This window comes from Nonomuraea sp. N2-4H, assembly GCF_045291505.1.
GTDB lineage: Bacteria > Actinomycetota > Actinomycetes > Streptosporangiales > Streptosporangiaceae > Nonomuraea > Nonomuraea fastidiosa.
In genome coordinates, this window is record NZ_CP147987.1 from 5,737,354 (window position 1) to 5,754,491 (window position 17,138).

Below are 17,138 nucleotides of genomic sequence, written 5' to 3' on the forward strand. Positions count from 1 at the left end.
CAGGTATGGCGGTTATCACCCCTGAAGGGCGTCGAGCAGCCACTCCGCCATGTACCGGGTGAAGGACGATCTTACGTAGATCCAGTACATATCGGGCGCTCGCCGCTCCAGGACGACCGGCGCCTTGCCGAGCAGGGTCTGAGCGTGCCCGGGGAAGGCCGACGGGTGCAGGTCGAGCGGGCATCCGGTGATGAGCACGTCTTCGGTCCCGGGGCCCGACAGCTCCAGGATCGTCCGCTGGCCCGAGACGTCCACCCAGCGGGGGCCAGGCGTCGCGTCTCTGGCAGCGTCCCCCACGACGAGCCACCAGGACGGCCCGAGCCGCAGCCCCGTCCCCGGATCCGCGCCCCTGACCTCCCACATCGGTTCGAACGGCACCTCGCGCAGCCGCACCCGCTCACCGCTCGCCGCCGCGAACCGCGCGGCGAAGGAGGCGGCCGGGCTCTCCGCGCGGCAGCCGGTCAGCGGCGCGATCTCGCCGGGCGGCAGCGGCTCGCCGTCGCGGCGGGCGTTATCAGGGTCGTAGAAGACCGGCTCCACGACCGTCACGGGCAGCGCCGCTCCCCCGGACACCGCCGTCAGCCGGTCGCCGGGGGCCGCCTCCTTGGCCAGGGCCAGGCAGAACGTACGGCCCAGCACCTCGCTGTGGTAGCTGGAGGTGACGTGGCCGAGCATCGGCACGACACCGGTGAGTGCCTGCCCGGCCGCCACGAGCTGCGCGCCCTCCTCCACCCGCGCGGCGGGGTCGTCGGGCAGCAGCCCGACCAGGCGCTTGCGATCGGGACGCGCGGTGTCGGGCCTGGCGTGCGAGCGCTTGCCCACGAAGTCCGGCTTGCGCGTGGAGACCAGCCACGACATGCCGAGGTCCTGCGGGGTGACCGTGCCGTCGGTCTCCTGACCGACGATCGCGAAGCCCTTCTCGGCGCGCAGCACGTGCATGGTCTCGGTCCCGTACGGCACCGCGCCCAGCTCCAGCACCGCGTCCCACAGCGCCCGCCCGTAGGCCCAGGGCACGTTCACCTCGTACGCCAGCTCGCCGGAGAAGCTGATCCTGAACACCCGGCCGGGCACGCCCATCACGTCCACGGCCGCGTACCGCATGAACGCCAGGTCGAGCGCGCCGGGCGCGACGGCCGCGATCACCCGCCTGGCCTGCGGTCCCACCACGGCGACCGTCGCCCAGTGGTCGGTGACCGAGGTGAACGACACGTCCAGGCCGGGCCACTCGGTCTGGTGCCACTCCTCCAGCCAGTCGAACACGGCGGCGGCGTTGCCCGTGGTCGTGGTCATCAGGTAGTGGTCGCCGGCGAGCCTGGTGGTGGTGCCGTCGTCGAACACCATGCCGTCCGCCCGGCACATCACGCCGTACCGGCAGGCCCCGACGGGCAGCGTGGAGTACATGTTGGTGTAGATCCGGTCGAGGAAGACCCCGGCGTCCGCGCCCCTGATGTCGATCTTGCCGAGCGTGGAGGCGTCCATGGCGGCCACGGCGGTGCGGGCCGCCCGGCACTCGCGCCGTACGGCGTCCTCCATCGACTCGCCGTCCTGCGGGAAGTACCAGGGGCGCTTCCACTGGCCGACGTCCTCGAAGACCGCGCCGCGCGCGACGTGGGAGTCGTGCATGGCGGTGGTCCTGACCGGGTCGGACAGCTCGCCCCTGTCGCGCCCGGCCAGCGTGGCGAACGACACCGGCGTGTACGGCGGCCGGAACGTGGTCGTGCCCACCTGACCAGGCTCGGTGCCGAGCAGCGCCGACATGACGCCCACCACGACCGCGCCCGACGTCTTGCCCTGGTCGGCGCCGGTGCCCGCGGTGGTGTAGCGCTTGACGTGCTCGACCGAGCGCATGCCGGTGCCGGTGGCCCTGGCCAGATCGGCCACGGTCACGTCGCGGTGCAGGTCGGCGAAGGCCGGCTCGTCACCGCCCGCCCCCTCGCCTTCGACCAGCCACAGCGCGGCGGGCGGCGCTGTGATCGGCCGCTCGTCGCACTCGGGCACCCGCAGCTCGCCCGGCCCGCCCCGATCGCGCATGCGCGTCTCCGGCCCTGCCTCACCGGAGTCGCGGGTGGTGCCGAGCGCCAGGGACGCCGCCTCCGCGCCCGCCGCGTAGCCGTCGGCGATGGCCGCGGCCGTGCCGTACACGCCTTTGCACGCCCCCGCCGACCGCTCGGCCTGGGCGGACGTGCCCGGCACGAACGCCTGCAGCTCCTCGTCGAACCTGACCCGCCCCTGCGACTGGCTGAACAGGTGCACGGCCGGGTTCCAGCCGCCGGCCACGGCGAGCAGGTCCGCCTCGACGTGCCGGGAGCCGATCGAGACGCCGGTCAGCACGCCGTCGGCGTCGCCGGTCGTGCCGGTGACCACCCGCCCGTCCACGCGCGGGTCCACGATCTCGGCCACCTCCACCCCGGCCGCCGCCAGGTCTCCGGCCGCCTCGTACGCGGAGTCCGCGCAGGCGAACACGACCGCCCGCCGCCAGGGCGCGACGCCGTACCGGTTGGCGTAGGCGCGGGCCGCCGAGGCGAGCATCACGCCGGGCCGGTCGTTGCCGGGGAAGGCGACGGAGCGCTCGTGCGCGCCCGTGGCCAGCACCACCTGGCGGGCCCTGAGGTGCCACAGCCGCTCACCGCGCGCCCGCCGTTCCACGGCCACCACGTAGTTGTGGTCGTAGTAGCCGATGGCGGTCGTCCTGGTGAGCACCCGGCCCGGCAGATCGAGCCCGTCCACCCAGTCGAGCGCGGGCGCGCCGTCGATGCGCAGGCGGGAGTTGAGCAGGTCGCCGCCCAGGCGGGGCTGATCGTCCACCAGGATCACCCGCGCCCCGGCACGGCCCGCCGCCACCGCCGCGGCGAGGCCCGCCGGTCCGCCGCCCACCACGAGCACGTCGCAGTGCAGGTAGCCCTTGTCGCAGCGGCGGTCGTCCACAAGCTCGGCCGCGGTGTGCGGGTCCACCCGGCCCTTGCCGCGCAGGCTCCACGCCTGAAGTCCGTCGTACAGCTCGACCGTGGTGGCGGGCAGCATGGGGTCGGGGCCGACGCGGACGAGCGCGTTCGGCTCCTCGGGCCCGGCGGTGAAGACGCCGCGCGGCCGGCCCAGCGCGACGCTGCGGCCCACCACCCGCACGCCGTTGCGCAGCAGGGCGGCGGCCAGCGTGTCGCCCGGCTCGCCCCGCAGCGGGCGGCCGTCGAAGGTGAACCTCATGAGGGCTTCCTGATCTCGTGGGTGACGGTGTGCCGCTCGACGTCGAACCAGGTCCGGCAGCCGTGCGCGTGGAACCAGCGCTCGCGGAACCAGCCCTTGGGGTTGTCACGGAAGAAGACGTACGCGGCCCACTCGGCGTCGGTGATCTCGCCCGTGGGGCAGGCGATGCCGGCCTGGCCGCCGTAGCGGAACTCGGTCTCGTCGCGTGGACCGCAGTGCGGGCAGTCGATGAGCAGCATCAGTGGGCCACCGCCGCCGCGCCGTGCTCGTCGATGAGCGCCCCCGTGGTGAACCTCTCCAGCGCGAACGGCTCCGCCAGCGGATGCGGGCGGTCGTGGGCGATCGTGTCGGCGTAGACCCAGCCGGAGCCCGGGGTGGCCTTGAAGCCGCCGGTGCCCCAGCCGGCGTTGATGTAGAGGCCGCCGATCGGCGTGCGGCCGATGATCGGTGAGGCGTCGGGCGAGACGTCCACGATGCCGGCCCAGGTGCGCAGCACGCGGACCCGGCTGAAGATCGGGAACAGCTCCAGGGCCGCCGCCATCTGTGCCTCGATCACGTGGACGCTGCCGCGCTGTCCGTAGGAGTTGTACGCGTCGATGCCCGCCCCCATGACCAGCTCGCCCTTGTGGGCCTGGCTGACGTACACGTGGACCGCGTTCGACATCACCACGCAGTCGAGCACCGGCTCCAGCAGCTCCGACACCAGCGCCTGCAGCGGGTGCGACTGGAGCGGCAGCCGCAGCCCGGCCCGCGCGGCGAGCACCGAGGTGTGCCCGGCGGCGGCCAGCGCGACCTTGCCGGCGGCGATCCTGCCGCGCGAGGTCCCGACGGCGGCCACACGGCCGCCGGTGATCTCGAAGCCGGTGACCTCGCAGCCCTGGATCAGATCCACCCCGTACGCGTCCGCCTTCCTGGCCAGCGCCCAGGCGACGTGGTCGTGCTTGGCGATGCCGCCGCGCCGCTGCAGGGTCGCACCCATGACCGGGTAGCGGGCCTGCCGCGAGACGTTGATGATCGGGCAGAACTTCTTGACCTCGTCGGCGTCGAGCCATTCGGCGTCCACGCCGTTGAGCCGGTTGGCGTTGACCCTGCGCTTTCCCTCGCGCACGTCGCTCTGGTTGTGCGCCAGGTTGAGCACCCCGCGCTGGCTGAACTGCAGGTCGTAGTCCAGCTCCTCGCTCAGCCCCTCCCAGAGCTTGAGCGAGTGCTCGTAGATGGCGGCGCTCTCGTCCCACAGGTAGTTGGAGCGGATGATCGTGGTGTTGCGCGCCATGTTGCCGCCGGCCAGCCAGCCGCGCTCCAGGACGGCGACGTTCGTGATGCCGTGGTTCTTCGCCAGGTAGTACGCGGTGGCCAGGCCGTGCCCGCCGCCGCCGACGATGACGACGTCGTAGGAGGGTTTCGGGTCGGGGTTGCGCCAGAGGAAGTCGGGGTGGGTCACCGTCGGATCTTCTCCATCCCGGGGTCGTACAGGGGCTCGGCGGCGACCTCCGCGGGGATGCGGCGGCCGAAGTAGGAGATCTCCACCTGCGTCCCGGGCTCGGCCAGCTCCGCGGGCAGCCAGGCGTAGGCGATGGGGCGCTCGATCGTGTGGCCGTAGGCGGCGCTGGTGACGTAGCCGACCGTGCGGCCGTCGTGCCTGACCGGTTCCTTGCCCATGACGACCTCGGCGCTGAGCAGCGGCACCAGTGTGCGGGTGACGTCCGTGGTCAGCGCGTCGCGGCCGATGAAGTCCTTGTCCGTCTTGACCGCGAAGCCCAGCCCCGCCTCGTACGGGGTGTGCTCGGTCGTCATGTCCACGCCCCACAGCCGGTAGCCCTTCTCCAGCCGCAGGCTGTTGAAGGCCGCCCGGCCGCCGGCGACCGCCAGGCCCGGGGCCCACAGCGTGTCCCACAGCTTCAGCCCCATGTCGGCGCTGGTGTAGAGCTCCCAGCCCAGCTCGCCCACGTACGACACGCGCAGCGCGAGCACCGGCACGTGGCCGACGTAGCCGCGCCGGCAGCCGAAGTAGCGCAGGCCCTCGTTCGACAGGTCCATGTCGGTCAGCGGCTGCACCAGCTCCCTGGCCCGTGGTCCCCACACGCCGACGCAGCAGGTGCCGGGCGTGATGTCGCGCACCCGCACGCCGGACGGCGCGTGCCTGGCCAGCCATTCGAGGTCGAGGTTGCCGTTCGCGCCGACCTGGAAGGTGTCCTCGTCGAGCCGGGCCACGGTGAGGTCGGAGCGGATGCCGCCCCGGTGGTCGAGCAGCAGCGTGTACGTGACGGAGCCCGGCTTTCTGTCCACGTTGTTGGTGGTCATGCGCTGCAGGAACGCCGCCGAGCGCGGCCCGCTGACCTCGATCCGCTTGAGCGGCGTCATGTCGTACAGGGCCACGCTCTCCCTGGTGGCGCGGGACTCGCCGGCGGCGATCGGCGACCAGTAGCGGCTCGCCCACGCATCGCGCAGCTCGGCGCCGGTGGCCGCGCGGGGCAGCCCTTCGTTGGCCTCGAACCAGTGCGGGCGCTCCCATCCGGCCGCTTCGAGGAAGAACGCGCCCAGCTCCCGCTGCCGTACGTGGAACGGGCTCGTCCGCAGCGGGCGCGGCGACTCCATCGGCTGCAGCGGATGGACGACGTCGTACACCTCGATGAAGTTCTGCTTGCCGCGCTCCTCGATGAACGCCGGCGAGAGCTGCGCCTGCTCGAACCTGCCCAGCTCGCACTCGTGCAGATCGATCTCGGAGCGCCCGTTGACGAGCAGCTCGGCCACCGCGCGCGCCACCCCGGCCGAGTGGGTCACCCAGACGGCCTCGGCCAGCCAGAACCCGTCGAGGTGCGGGGCCTCGCCGATCAGCGGGAATCCGTCGGGAGTGAAGGAGAAGATCCCGTTGATGCCGTCCTCGTACTTGGATCCGGCCAGGGCGGGCAGCAGCTCGACCGCGTCGCGCCAGGCCGGGTCGAAATCCTCCTCGGTGAACGCCTGCACCGACGGCATCGTGGTGGACTTGGGGCCGATCTCGTGCTGGGCGACCGGCATCGGGCGGTGGGAGTAGGAGCCGATGCCGACCCGGTCGCCGTGCTGCCGGAAGTACAGGTCGCGGTCCTGGTGGCGAAGTATCGGGCCGGGGCGCAGGTCGCCGAGGGGGCCCGACTTGGCGTACTGGTGGGCGAGCGGCAGCAGCGGCACGGTCAGCCCGGCCATGGCGCCGATCGACGGCCCCCAGAAGCCGGCCGCGCACACCACCACGTCGGCGGGGATGGTCCGGTGCTCGCCCCCGGCCACGACGGCGACGCCGGTCACCCGGCCGCCGCGCTGGTCGATGCCGGCCACGGTGTGCTCGCCGAGGAACGTCGCGCCGCGCTCGGTGGCGCGCGCCGCCTGACGCTCGCCGCAGGCGACCGCCGCCGCGAGCCCGTCGGACGGCACGTGAAAGCCGCCGAGCACCTTGGTCTTGTCGAGCAACGGCCATAACCGCGCGCACTCCGCCGGGTCGATCAGGTGCGCCTCGACGCCCCACGACTCGGCCCAGCCGAGCTTGCGGTGCAGGTCGGCCCAGCGTTCCGGGGTGGTCGCCACCTCCAGGCCGCCGACCTGGGCGAAGCAGCCGGCGCCGAGCGCGGTGTACTTCCTGACCGTGTAGGCGGCGAACTCCGTCATCGTCTTCGACGGGTTGGTCTGGAAGACGAGGCCGGGCGCGTGGGAGCTGGAGCCTCCGGCGGCGAACAGCGGGCCCTGGTCGACGACCGTGACGTCCGTCCATCCCCGCTCGGTGAGCTCGTCGGCGAGGGCGCAGCCCACGATGCCCGCTCCCACGATCACCGTACGCGGTCGGCTCATGGTCGCCTCCGGAGTTGTTCCTTAATACGCAACACGCACCGCACTACGCAACGACCATAGATTCCCGGGACCGCCGGTACAAGAGTCACCTTCGGCGCGCGATCCGCCGGGGACGAACGCCGCGAAATGTGATCATCCACAGCGGGCGTACCAGTACGCTGACCTCGGATCATCGCACGGGGAGGGGGCGTCACGAGACCATGGCGCAGCGGCGCTTACTGGAAGGGCTCGGTGTCACGGCGGCCGAGGAGACGGCCTACCGCGCACTGCTGCGGCACGGCCCGGCCACGCTGAGCGAACTGGGGGCGGAGACCGGCTCGTCCGCCGGCGCCATCCGCCGCATGCTGCCCAGACTGGAGGACCTCGGCCTCGTCTCCCGCGTGGCCGGCCGTCCGCTGCGCCTGGTCGCCACGCCGCCGAGCATCGCCATCGACATCCTCGTCGCCCGCCGCCAGGAGGAGCTCACCCACAGCAGGGCCGCCGCCGCGCTCCTCGCCACCGAGGTCGCCGACCGCGGCGGGCCGCACCCTGAGGAGGTACTCGAGGTGGTGACCGGGCGCGACGCCGTCGCCCGCCGCTACCTCCAGCTCGAACGCAACGCCACCCAGGAGCTGCTGGTGCTGGTGCATCCGCCGTACGCGGTGGACATCAGCGACGATCAGGAGAACCGCCGCCGCGCCGCCCGCCGTGGCGCGCCCGTCACGCGCGGCATCTACAGCCCGCTCGCCTTCGAGCAGCCCGGCATGCTCGCCCACACCCGCCGCGCCGTCGCCGACGGCGAACTCGCCCGGCTCGGCCCTGTGCCCGTCAAGCTCGCCATCGCCGACGCCCAGACCGCGATACTCCCGCTGGTCTCCGACGAGGACCAGGCGGTGGAGAGCGCCCTGGTCGTGCACCCGTCGGCGCTGCTCGACGCCCTCGTCGGGCTCTTCGAGACGCTGTGGCGGGCGGCCGTACCGCTACGGCTGTCGGAGGACGGCCTGGAGACCGAGTCCTGGCCCTCGCCGTCCGACACCGAGGTCCTCGCCCTGCTGGCCGCCGGCATGAAGGACGACGCCATCGCCCGCCAGCTCGGCCTCAGCCCCCGTACGGTGCAGCGCCGCGTCCAGGTGCTCGCCGAACGCCTCGGCGCCCGCACCCGCTTCCACGCCGGCTACCTCGCCGCCCAGAACAAACTTCTCGCCCGCGACCCCTGACGACCACCTGCCGCACCCTCCGGCGGCCAGGGGCCGCAGCCCGCGCCCTCTCACGGTCGCGAGGCGATGCATGCGGCCCCTTACGACCATCGGCTGCGGCCCGCACCCTGACCGCCGCAGGTCCGGCCGGCACACCGGATAGACATCCTGCTATCCCGCTGAGGGACCGCCTTCCAGAGCGCTGGATTCTCCCTCCCATCGCGATGCGCAACCGGGCGGAACGCGATCGTGAGGCCCTGCATCGCCGGAAGGTGGTCTTGGCCACCCGCTGGCGCTCCGGGCGTCGGCTTCGTCTTCGAGCCGCGGGCCGCTAGGTGAGGAGGAGGCCGCCGTCCACGGGCAGGGTGACGCCTGTGATGTACGACGAGGCGTCGCCGGCGAGGAAGACGGCGGCGGCCACGAGCTCGGCCGGGTCGCCGGCGCGGCCCATGATGACGCGGGCCTCCGTCATGCGTTCGAGGTAGCCCGGCTTGTACTGCTCGGTCATCTCCGAGGCGAAGAAGCCGGGCTCCAGGCAGTTGACCCGGATGCCGCGCCGCCCCGTCCACTGCTGGGCCAGGTCGCGGGTGAGACCCACGACGCCGGCCTTGGAGGCGCTGTAGGCGGCCTGCGGCAGCCCGGCCGTGGTCTCGCCGAGCACGCTGCCGATGTTGACGATCGACGAGCCGGGCCGCATCACCCGCGCGCACGCCTGTGCCATCCAGTACGTGCCGTGCAGGTTGATGTCGATGACCCGCCGGAACTCCTCGGGCGTCTCCCGCAGAGCGGGCACGGCGGTGCCGACCCCGGCGTTGTTGATGAGCACGTCGACCGCACCCATGCCCTCGACGGCGGCGGCGACCAGCGCGTCGCACTCCTCGGGCTTGGACACGTCGGTCTGGACGGCCAGGCACCGGCGGCCGGTCTCCTCGACCAGCCGCCGCGTCTGCTCCAGGCGTTCGGCGCGGCGGGCGGCGATCACCACGTCGGCCCCGGCCTCGGCCAGGCCGCGGGCGAAGGCGACGCCGAGGCCCGAGGACGCGCCCGTGACGATCGCCACCTTGCCGTCGAGCCGGAACCGCTCCAGCACCACCGGCCGCCCTCCGATCGGTCTAGAGCCCGTATTCCTTCACGATGCGCTCGTGCCGCTCGACCTCGACGCCGATCTCGCGCGCCAGGTCGAGCCAGGCCAGCGGGTGGACCCAGCGCTCGGTGGCATCGTCGAGCAGCGCGTCGACCTCGGCGGGCGTGACGTTGGGCGGCACCGCGACCCAGCCGAACACGCCGGGCAGCGGCTCGCCGGTGCTCGGGTGGGTGACGGTGTAGTTCTCGTCGCTGTAGACCCACATCGGCCAGCCGCGCTCGGCCATGACCTCGGTGAACTCCGCCCAGTCCTCCTCGCTCGGCGCGGCACCGTCGAAGAAGTAGCTGGTGTAGCCGCCGGGCCGCAGCATGCGCACCGCGGCGAAGGGCGGCACGAAGTTCTGCTGCTCCTCGGGGTCTTCGGGCACCGGCTCGAGCAGCTGCGGGTCGAAGACGACGAGGTCGCCGGCGTTGTAGTCCATGCCGCGCGGCTGCGGCAGGGCGAGCCGGGCGGTGGCGGGGCCGGTGCGGATGGACAGCACCTGGCGCTGGCCGCCGTCGGGCGCGGGCAGGACGAGCCGGATGAGGCCCATCTCCTCCTCGATCGGCCCCTCGGTGGACTTGAGCGGCATGCCGATCTTGGCGGCGCCCTTGCGCACGATCTCCCAGTCCTCGGCCGAGGTGGCCATGACGATCATGCGCCAGGTGTCCTCCTCGGTCAGCTCGTCGAGGGCCTCGGCGAGCACCTGGGCGGCCCTGGCGTTCTGGTCGATCTGCTGGGCGGCGCCGGCCAGCAGGCGGCGGGCCTCGACGCCGGCCCCGCCGCGATGGCGTGCTCGGCCGCGTCGACCGCCTCGGGCCAGCGCTCGCGGGCGCTGTGCAGGCGGGCGAGCGCGAACTGCTGGTCGGCGTGCGGCAGCATGGCGGCCATCTGCTCGAGCCGCTCGTCCTGGCGGGCCTCGATGAGCAGCGTGGTGAGGTAGGCGACGTCGTCGCTGTGGGCCGTGGCGATCTCGCCGGTGTCGACCAGCATCTTCCAGTAGATGTCGGCGCCGGCGGCGGGGTAGCCGAGGAAGCCGAGCGTGGTGGTGTGGCGGCGGGTCGCCTCGATGTCGCTGCCGGACAGCGGGGCCAGCCATTCGACCCACTTCTCGGGGTCGGCGTTGAAGCCGTCTTCGGCGTCGAAGCGCCCGACCCGCTCCTCCAGGGGCACCTCAGCGGGCGGCGGCTCGGTGGCGTCGGCGGCGGCGCGCAGCGCGGCGATGCGCTCGGCCAGGCCGGCGGTCTCGCGCAGCTCGGCGGTGCCGGACTCGGCCAGGTCGGCGAGCAGCCTGGCCTGCCACACGCCCTTCCTGCCGATGGCGAGGTCGCCGCCGACCAGCGCCAGCTCGACGCGGGCGCGGTAGCCGCCCATCATGCCGAAGTAGTCGATCCACTGGCGCACGACGCGGCCGAGCTGCCAGGTGTTGGTGATCACACCGGACGGCGCGAGCTTGCTGACCGCCTGGGTCCACTCGACCCACACGCGCGGGTGGTCGCCCACGACGTCGAGGTCGGGCAGCGCGTCGACGGACTCGGCGGTACGGCCGAGCGTGGCGAGGATCAGCGCCCTGCGCACGCCGTCGCGGTGCTCCTTGGCCACCGGGTCGTCGGGCTTGAAGCCGGATGCGGCCTGCAGCGCGGTGAGCGCGTCTTCGGCGCGGCCCGCGGCCAGCAGCGCACGGGCGCTCTCGGCGCCCAGCTCGAAGCTCGCCTCACGGCCGGCCGCGCGCAGCCGCTCGACGGCGGACTCCGCGTAGCTGACGGCCTCGCCCGGCTTGCCGGCGTCGATGAGGGCCGCGACGTACTGCGTCACGAGACCGGAGAAGGCCGGGTTGTCCGGGCCGACGCCCTCGATGACGGGCGCGAGCGTCTCCAGCCGCTCGGCGGCGTAGCCGGGGCCGTCGGCGTTGGCCAGCGCGATGGCCATCGCCTCGGCCGCCGCGGGGGTGGCCGGGCAGTCGCGTACGTCTTCGCGCTGAGCGAACGCCACGAGCTGCCTGGCGTCGTCGATCGCGACCGCGCCCTGGGCGCGGTCGCCGATGCGGCCCATCAGATGCCAGTAGCGGGCGTAGAACTCGAGCCAGGGCAGCTGGAGGGTCTCCGCCTGCCCGGCGATGGCCGGCGCCATGACGTCGAGCTGCGGGTATCGGCCCTCGTAAGCCTGTGCGGGAAGGTCTCCCAGCGCCATGGCGAGGCCAACGTTGCCCGCCTCGGAAAGCTGCTGCTGGGTTTCGCCGACCCAGGCCCAGATGTCCACGTCCATGGGCAGTCAGTCTGCCAGGTCAACGAGCGTGCCCAAAACGCAGAAGCTCGATCAGCTCGTCCGATTCGCCGTCGCTCATGACCGAGAACACCTCCGCCATGAGATCGTCGGTGGCCTCTTCCACGGCCGCGCGCTTGGCGACGACCTCGGGACCGGGCTTTTCATATGGTTCCGGCCACTGGAAGAACCGCGCCAGGTCCTCCCCGCTCCGCCGCCCGAAGGGGGTGGCGTCGTGGTCGGCGGCCAGCGTCGCCTCCAGGGGGTGCAGCCCTGCCGCGAGCACCGCGTTGGCGTGCAGGCCGCCGCGCAGCTCGCGTACCAGATGCATGAGCTGGACGGCCCTGGCGGGCGGGTCGTCGGGCAGCGGCACCGCCCGCCAGCCGGCGAACAGCGGCGCGCCGACGGGGGACGCCTGCTCGACGACGGGCTCCAGCAGCTCCGCGATCCTCGCGCAGCCGTCGTAATCGCCCAGCTTGCGCCGCGCCCACTGGTGGCAGGCGGCGGCGTACAGCTCGACGGCGCGGTCCGTGGCGAGCTTGCGCCCGCCGTTCCAGCTCTCCTCGACGTGCTCGGGCGGGAAGAAGACCGCGACCGACGTGACGACGTCGGCCGCGCACTCGCCGAGCACGCCGCAGCGGCCGCGGAAGTAGAACTCGCGACCGCCGAGGCCGTACTCGTCGCAGACGGCCTTGACCTCGCGCGAGATCATCCATCCGCCGCCGAGCTGCCCGATCGACCCCTTGACCTGGGCCGCCGTGGTACGTGGGTGCGCCATGTCCACCTCTCAGTCCGGAATGTGGACTCAGCATCCCCTACCAGAACATCATTCTGCAATAGTGAGTTCGCCCTGGGCGATGATCACCGCAGGGCCGGACAGGTAGCTGGTCTCCTCGTCCAGGATCACCGTCAGCGTGCCGCCCAGCACCTCGATCGTCCACATGCCCGTGGTCTCGCCGCTCAGGGCCGCCGCCGCGACCGCCGTGGCCACCGCGCCCGTGCCGCAGGCCCGCGTCTCGCCGGAGCCGCGCTCGTAGACGCGCATGACCGCCCGGCTCGTGCCCACGGGGTTGAACAGCTCGATGTTGACCCCCGCGGGGAAGACGCCGGTGTCGAAGCCGGGCTGGCGGTCGAGGTCGAGCTGGGCGACCGGGTCGCCGATCGCGCAGGCCAGGTGCGGGTTGCCCATGTCGACGTGGAGCCCGGTGTACTCCTGGCCGCACACCGTCGCCACGCTCTCGCCGTGGACGACGGGCTTGCCCATGTCGACCGTGATGTCGCCGTTCGGCTCGACGCGCACCCTGCGTACGCCGCCCCTCGTCGCCACGGCGAACTCCGTGCCGTGCGCGAGCCCGGCCTCCAGCAGGTAGCGGGCGAACACCCGCACGCCGTTGCCGCACATCTCGGCCGTGCTGCCGTCGGCGTTGCGATAGTCCATGAACCACTCGGCCTGGGCCGCCTGATCGGCCACCTCCGGGCTCTGCTTCGTGGGCGCCACGCGGAGCACGCCGTCGGCTCCGATGCCGGCTCTCCTGTCGCAGATCTTCGCGACCAGCGAAGCCGACAGATCGACCTCACCGCCGGGATCAGGCAGGATGACGAAATCGTTCTCGGTGCCGTGCCCCTTGAGAAAGCGCATCTTAGGAGTTTATTCGTACGGGTGTCCGCCTATGAGCGCGAGGGAGCGCTCCAGAAGATCGGGAGCGTCGTACGGCAGCCAGTGCACCCGCGGATCCCGGCGGAACCACGACTCCTGCCGGCGGGCGAAGCGCCTGGTCAGCCTGATCGTCTCGGCCTTCGCCTGCTCCTCGCTCCACTCCCCCTCCAGGAAGCGGATGACCTGGGCGTACCCCAGGGCCCTGCTCGCCGTGCGCCCCTCGGCCAGGCCCTGCCCGAGCAGCGTGCGCACCTCGTCGACCAGCCCGGCCTCCCACATGCGCTCGACCCTGCGCTCGATCCGCTCGTCGAGCACCGGCCGCGGCACCTCGATGCCGATCTGAACGCTCGGGTAGACCGCGTCGTACGACGGCATGGTGGCCGAGAACGGGCGGCCGGACAGCTCGATCACCTCCAGGGCCCGCACGATGCGGCGGCCGTTGCTGGGCAGGATCGCGGCGGCCGCGGCCGGGTCGAGCTCGCGCAGCCGCTCGTACAGCGGCGCGGAGCCACGCTCGGCCAGCTCGGCCTCCAGCCTGGCCCTGATCTCCGGCTCGGTGCCGGGGAACTCCAAGTCGTCGATGGCCGCCCGCACGTACAGGCCGCTGCCGCCGACCAGCACGGGCACCTCGACGGCGTCGAAGACGGCCCTGGCCAGCTTCTGGTACTCGGCGACGCTGGCGGTGACCGTGACGTCCCAGATGTCCAGCAGGTGGTGGGGCACGCCGCGGCGCTCTTGCGGGGTGAGCTTGGCCGTGCCGATGTCCATGCCGCGATAGAGCTGCATGGAGTCGGCGTTGACGCACTCACCGCCCAGCCTGAGGGCGATGTCGACGGCGAGATCGGACTTTCCTGCCGCCGTGGGGCCCACGACGGCGATCACTGGCTGCTGGCGCACACCGACAAGTCTGCTAGAGATCCAGCAGGGTCGGCTGCAGGTAGCCCTCGTGGGTCAGCAGCCACCGCTTGGTCTCGACACCTTCGCCGCCGCTGAAACCGCCCAGCCCGTTGCCCGCGGCCACCACCCGGTGGCAGGGGATGAAGATCGGGATCGGGTTGGAGCCCATGATCGAGCCGATGCCCCTGGCGGGCACGCTGGAGCCCGCGAGCCTGGCCAGCTCGCCGTAGGTGACGGCGGTGCCGTACGGGACCTTGTGCAGCGCTTGGAGCACCCGCAGCCGCGCGCCCGCCATCAGCCGCCAGTCGATCGGCGTCGCGAACGTCTTCAGCTCGCCCGCGAAATAAGCCTTCAGCTCCGCGACGGCGGAGGCCGTACGATCCGCATCATGGACTTCCGCCAGATCGAGCCGGCCCGCCAGCCGGGCTCGGGTCCCCCAGCCCGACGCCACCAGACCGGTCTCGGTCATGGCCAGGGAGAACACGCCCACCGGCGTGGGCAGCTCGGCGATGGCGACCGTCTCCTCGCTAGGGGTCATCGTGTCCTCACGTGAGCTCGTGGTGCTGGGGACGTCGAGCGCGGTCCCCACCCGCCACCGTAACCACAACGGCTACCTGCTGCGCTGGGACGGCCAGGGCTTCCTGTTCGACCCGGGCGAGGGCACGCAGCGCCAGATGACGTACGCGGGCGTGAGCGCCAACGACGTGCACTGGATCTGCGTGACGCACTTCCACGGCGACCACTGCCTCGGCGTGCCGGGGATCGTACAGCGGATCGCCCGGGACAAGGTACGCCATCGCGTACGCGCCGTCTTCCCCGCCTCCGGCGGGACGTACTGGGACAGGCTCCGCCACGCCACCGCCTTCGCCGACACCGACGTCATCTCCGAGCACCCCGTCTCCGGCGAGGTGGCCGAGGTCGCGCCGATCGTCGCGCGCCGCCTGTCACATCCCGTCGAGTCGTACGGCTACCGCGTCCAGGAGCCGCCGGGCCGCCGCATGCTCCCCGAGAAGCTGGCCGCCCACGGCATCCGCGGCCCCGAGGTGGGCGAGCTGCAGCGCAACGGGTCGGTGCGCGGCGTCACGCTCGCCGAGTGCAGCGTGCCCAAGCCGGGCCAGAGCGTGGCGTTCGTGATGGACACCCGGCTCTGTGACGCCGTCTTCGAGCTGGCCTCCGGGGCCGACCTGCTGGTGATCGAGTCGACGTTCCTGTCGCCTGAGGCGTCCCTGGCCAAGGAGTACGGGCACCTGACGGCGGAGCAGGCCGGTCAGGTGGCGGCCCAGTCCGGTGTGCGGCGGCTGGTGCTCACTCACTTCTCGGAGCGGTACGGCTTCGACGACGAGCCCGCCTTCACCGAGGAGGTGCGCAGGCACTTCGACGGCGAGGTGGTGCTGGCCAGGGATTTGATGAGGATCCCGGTCCCCAAGCGCCGCCACGCCCCTTCGCTCCATCGGCCGCGCTCTCAAGACACCCAGCAGCCGGCGAAATAGCCGACCCCGTAGGGGGCGGTGGCCGTGAGCAGGCGGCCTTTGTACGTCTTCCCGCCCGCCGCTCCCGCCAGCACCTGAAGGGCGGACCTGCCGCTCACCCACAGCCGGTCGGCCTCGTCAGGGCCGATGGCGGCCAGCGGCGCCGGGTCGCCCGCGGCGATGGCGCCCGCGATCAGGTCGTTGAGCGGCTCGGCCGCCTCGTCGTACCGGCCGGGCGCGCGCGGGCCCAGGCACGCCGAGCCGTCCGCCATGACCAGCAGCGCCACCCTGCCGGGGCCGTCCGCCAGCTCCTCGCCCAGCGCGGCGCACTCCTCAGGGGAGGTGTCGAACGCCACGGAGCGCAGGGCGTCCGGCGTCCGGTCGCCGAGCAGCAGCCGGCCGACGGTCAGCGACAGCGGCAGCACCGGCTCGCCGCCGCCCGGCGTCTCCATGTCGATGCCCCAGGGGCGCAGGGTGCCCGCGGCGTCACCGTCGTACGCGGCCGTGGTCTCGGCGCCGCCCACCACGATCAGCGTCTCCGGACGGGCCTCCGCCAGGCTCGCGATCGCGTCATGGCAGGCGGAGCGAAGGCCGGGCAGCGCGAGCACGACCAGCGGGGTTGGCGGGCAGACGGCCGCGGCGACAAGCACGCCGCCAGCGTACTCAGCCCCGTTCCGCCCGCCTCCACCCGGACCGGCTCACCGAAGGGCCGCGGCGCCTCCCGCTCAGAGCGGGCTGCGGCCTTCGGCCACGGCGGCGAGCAGCCCCTTCGTGTACGCCTGGGCCGCCCGGTGCAGCCCGCTGCCGAAGCTGACCCTGGCCACGCCCAGCTCCGCCAGCCGCGCGGGCGGCGGGGTTCCGGGCTCGCACAGGACGTTGACCGGCCCGCCCAGCTCGCTCACCAGCGCCCGGATCTCGTCCTCGCCGGCCGCGCCGATCGGGTACACGCAGTCGGCCCCCGCCTCCAGGTAGCGCCGCCCCCGCCGTACGGCCTCCTCCAGGGAGGGCCGCTCGGAGAGGTAGACGTCCACCCTGGCGTTGATCACCAGCCCTGGGCCCGCCGCGGCGCGCACCTCGGCGAGGAACTCCGCCTGCTCGCCGGGATCGACCGGCTCGCCGGTGTCCGGCCGCGAGTCCTCCAGGTTGCAGCCGACGGCTCCGGCGGCGAGCAGCCGTTCGGCCAGCTCGGCGGGCTTGAGCCCGTAGCCGCGTTCGACGTCGGCCGTCACGGGCACGTCCACGGCCGCGGCCACCCGGGCGATCGCCGCCAGCATCTCCGCCACCGGCGTACGCTCGCCGTCCTCGTACCCGAGCGTGCGGGCCACGGCCGCGCTGCTGGTGGCCACCGCCGGGAACCCCGCCTCGCGCACGGCCCGCGCGGAGGCGGCGTCCCAGGCGTTGGGCAGCACCAGCGGGCGTCCGGGTACGTGCAGGGCGCGCAACTCGGATGCCTTGTCAGTCGTCATGCGCCGACCCTAGGCACCCGGACGCCCCGCGCCGAAGGTCCAGTACGCCCCAGAACCGTCGAGCCACTT

General features: G+C 72.9%; 15 protein-coding genes. 2 read left to right on the forward strand and 13 right to left on the reverse strand.

Features of this window, described 5'->3' with window-relative positions; all coding sequences use genetic code 11:
- Window positions 1-15 precede the first annotated feature (15 nt).
- From WBK31_RS26230 to WBK31_RS26245, 4 genes are read right to left on the reverse strand one after another with little or no spacing between them, the layout of a single operon-like run.
- Complete coding sequence (locus WBK31_RS26230) at window positions 16-3,201, reverse strand: 2Fe-2S iron-sulfur cluster-binding protein (RefSeq protein ID WP_406673337.1); 3,186 nt, start codon at window positions 3,199-3,201, stop codon at window positions 16-18.
- On the reverse strand, window positions 3,198-3,440 hold the full coding sequence (locus WBK31_RS26235; RefSeq protein ID WP_406673338.1) for a sarcosine oxidase subunit delta: 243 nt from the start codon (window positions 3,438-3,440) through the stop codon (window positions 3,198-3,200). Before WBK31_RS26235 ends, WBK31_RS26230 begins: the two co-directional genes overlap by 4 nt.
- Window positions 3,440-4,642: a sarcosine oxidase subunit beta family protein gene (locus WBK31_RS26240; protein WP_364057158.1), complete on the reverse strand. Its 1,203-nt coding sequence runs from the start codon at window positions 4,640-4,642 to the stop codon at window positions 3,440-3,442. The genes WBK31_RS26235 and WBK31_RS26240 overlap by 1 nt, the downstream gene beginning before the upstream one ends.
- Window positions 4,639-7,020 (reverse strand): FAD-dependent oxidoreductase, encoded by a 2,382-nt coding sequence (locus WBK31_RS26245; RefSeq protein WP_378787061.1) that lies wholly within the window; start codon window positions 7,018-7,020, stop codon window positions 4,639-4,641. The genes WBK31_RS26240 and WBK31_RS26245 overlap by 4 nt, the downstream gene beginning before the upstream one ends.
- A 200-nt stretch (window positions 7,021-7,220) precedes the next feature.
- On the opposite strand from WBK31_RS26245, the gene WBK31_RS26250 reads away from it, so the two are divergent.
- The gene (locus WBK31_RS26250; RefSeq protein ID WP_364057164.1) at window positions 7,221-8,216 is read left to right on the forward strand and encodes a helix-turn-helix domain-containing protein; all 996 of its coding nucleotides are present in this window, start codon (window positions 7,221-7,223) and stop codon (window positions 8,214-8,216) included.
- Between the two features lie 310 nt (window positions 8,217-8,526).
- On the opposite strand, the gene WBK31_RS26255 is transcribed toward WBK31_RS26250, so the two are convergent.
- From WBK31_RS26255 to WBK31_RS26285, 7 genes are read right to left on the reverse strand one after another with little or no spacing between them, the layout of a single operon-like run.
- A complete protein-coding gene (locus WBK31_RS26255) occupies window positions 8,527-9,285 on the reverse strand; it encodes a glucose 1-dehydrogenase (RefSeq protein WP_364057167.1) in 759 nt (252 codons plus the stop codon).
- 22 nt (window positions 9,286-9,307) lie between these two features.
- On the reverse strand, window positions 9,308-10,024 hold the full coding sequence (locus WBK31_RS26260) for a hypothetical protein (protein WP_378787059.1): 717 nt from the start codon (window positions 10,022-10,024) through the stop codon (window positions 9,308-9,310).
- Window positions 9,997-11,583: a hypothetical protein gene (locus tag WBK31_RS26265; RefSeq protein WP_378787057.1), complete on the reverse strand. Its 1,587-nt coding sequence runs from the start codon at window positions 11,581-11,583 to the stop codon at window positions 9,997-9,999. The genes WBK31_RS26260 and WBK31_RS26265 overlap by 28 nt, the downstream gene beginning before the upstream one ends.
- A 19-nt stretch (window positions 11,584-11,602) precedes the next feature.
- Entirely contained in the window at window positions 11,603-12,358 is a 756-nt protein-coding gene (locus WBK31_RS26270) for an SCO6745 family protein (protein ID WP_406673339.1), read from the reverse strand.
- A gap of 48 nt (window positions 12,359-12,406) precedes the next feature.
- Window positions 12,407-13,219: a diaminopimelate epimerase gene (gene dapF, locus WBK31_RS26275; RefSeq protein ID WP_406673340.1), complete on the reverse strand. Its 813-nt coding sequence runs from the start codon at window positions 13,217-13,219 to the stop codon at window positions 12,407-12,409.
- Window positions 13,220-13,228: 9 nt separating this feature from the next.
- On the reverse strand, window positions 13,229-14,134 hold the full coding sequence (miaA, locus tag WBK31_RS26280; protein ID WP_364057179.1) for a tRNA (adenosine(37)-N6)-dimethylallyltransferase MiaA: 906 nt from the start codon (window positions 14,132-14,134) through the stop codon (window positions 13,229-13,231).
- Between the two features lie 13 nt (window positions 14,135-14,147).
- Entirely contained in the window at window positions 14,148-14,672 is a 525-nt protein-coding gene (locus WBK31_RS26285; protein WP_364057182.1) for a methylated-DNA--[protein]-cysteine S-methyltransferase, read from the reverse strand.
- 1 nt (window position 14,673) lies between these two features.
- Between WBK31_RS26285 and WBK31_RS26290 the strand changes: the two genes are divergently transcribed.
- Window positions 14,674-15,624 (forward strand): ribonuclease Z, encoded by a 951-nt coding sequence (locus tag WBK31_RS26290; RefSeq protein ID WP_378787052.1) that lies wholly within the window; start codon window positions 14,674-14,676, stop codon window positions 15,622-15,624.
- On the opposite strand, the gene WBK31_RS26295 is transcribed toward WBK31_RS26290, so the two are convergent.
- Together WBK31_RS26295 and WBK31_RS26300 are read right to left on the reverse strand one after the other, a co-directional pair.
- Entirely contained in the window at window positions 15,597-16,253 is a 657-nt protein-coding gene (locus WBK31_RS26295) for a hypothetical protein (protein WP_364057188.1), read from the reverse strand. The genes WBK31_RS26290 and WBK31_RS26295 overlap by 28 nt on opposite strands.
- Before the next feature lie 75 nt (window positions 16,254-16,328).
- Complete coding sequence (locus tag WBK31_RS26300) at window positions 16,329-17,069, reverse strand: isocitrate lyase/phosphoenolpyruvate mutase family protein (protein WP_406673341.1); 741 nt, start codon at window positions 17,067-17,069, stop codon at window positions 16,329-16,331.
- Between the last annotated feature and the right edge of the window lie 69 nt (window positions 17,070-17,138).

Excerpts from the sequence above, each read along its gene's own strand:
- WBK31_RS26285 (WP_364057182.1), bottom strand. The coding sequence starts at position 14,672 with ATGACCCCTAGCGAGGAGACGGTCGCCATCGCCGAGCTGCCCACGCCG.
- WBK31_RS26230 (WP_406673337.1), bottom strand. The coding sequence starts at position 3,201 with ATGAGGTTCACCTTCGACGGCCGCCCGCTGCGGGGCGAGCCGGGCGAC.
- dapF (WP_406673340.1), bottom strand. The coding sequence starts at position 13,219 with ATGCGCTTTCTCAAGGGGCACGGCACCGAGAACGATTTCGTCATCCTG.
- WBK31_RS26300 (WP_406673341.1), bottom strand. The coding sequence starts at position 17,069 with ATGACGACTGACAAGGCATCCGAGTTGCGCGCCCTGCACGTACCCGGA.
- WBK31_RS26235 (WP_406673338.1), bottom strand. The coding sequence starts at position 3,440 with ATGCTGCTCATCGACTGCCCGCACTGCGGTCCACGCGACGAGACCGAG.
- WBK31_RS26265 (WP_378787057.1), bottom strand. The coding sequence starts at position 11,583 with ATGGACGTGGACATCTGGGCCTGGGTCGGCGAAACCCAGCAGCAGCTT.
- WBK31_RS26250 (WP_364057164.1), top strand. The coding sequence starts at position 7,221 with ATGGCGCAGCGGCGCTTACTGGAAGGGCTCGGTGTCACGGCGGCCGAG.
- WBK31_RS26270 (WP_406673339.1), bottom strand. The coding sequence starts at position 12,358 with ATGGCGCACCCACGTACCACGGCGGCCCAGGTCAAGGGGTCGATCGGG.
- WBK31_RS26245 (WP_378787061.1), bottom strand. The coding sequence starts at position 7,020 with ATGAGCCGACCGCGTACGGTGATCGTGGGAGCGGGCATCGTGGGCTGC.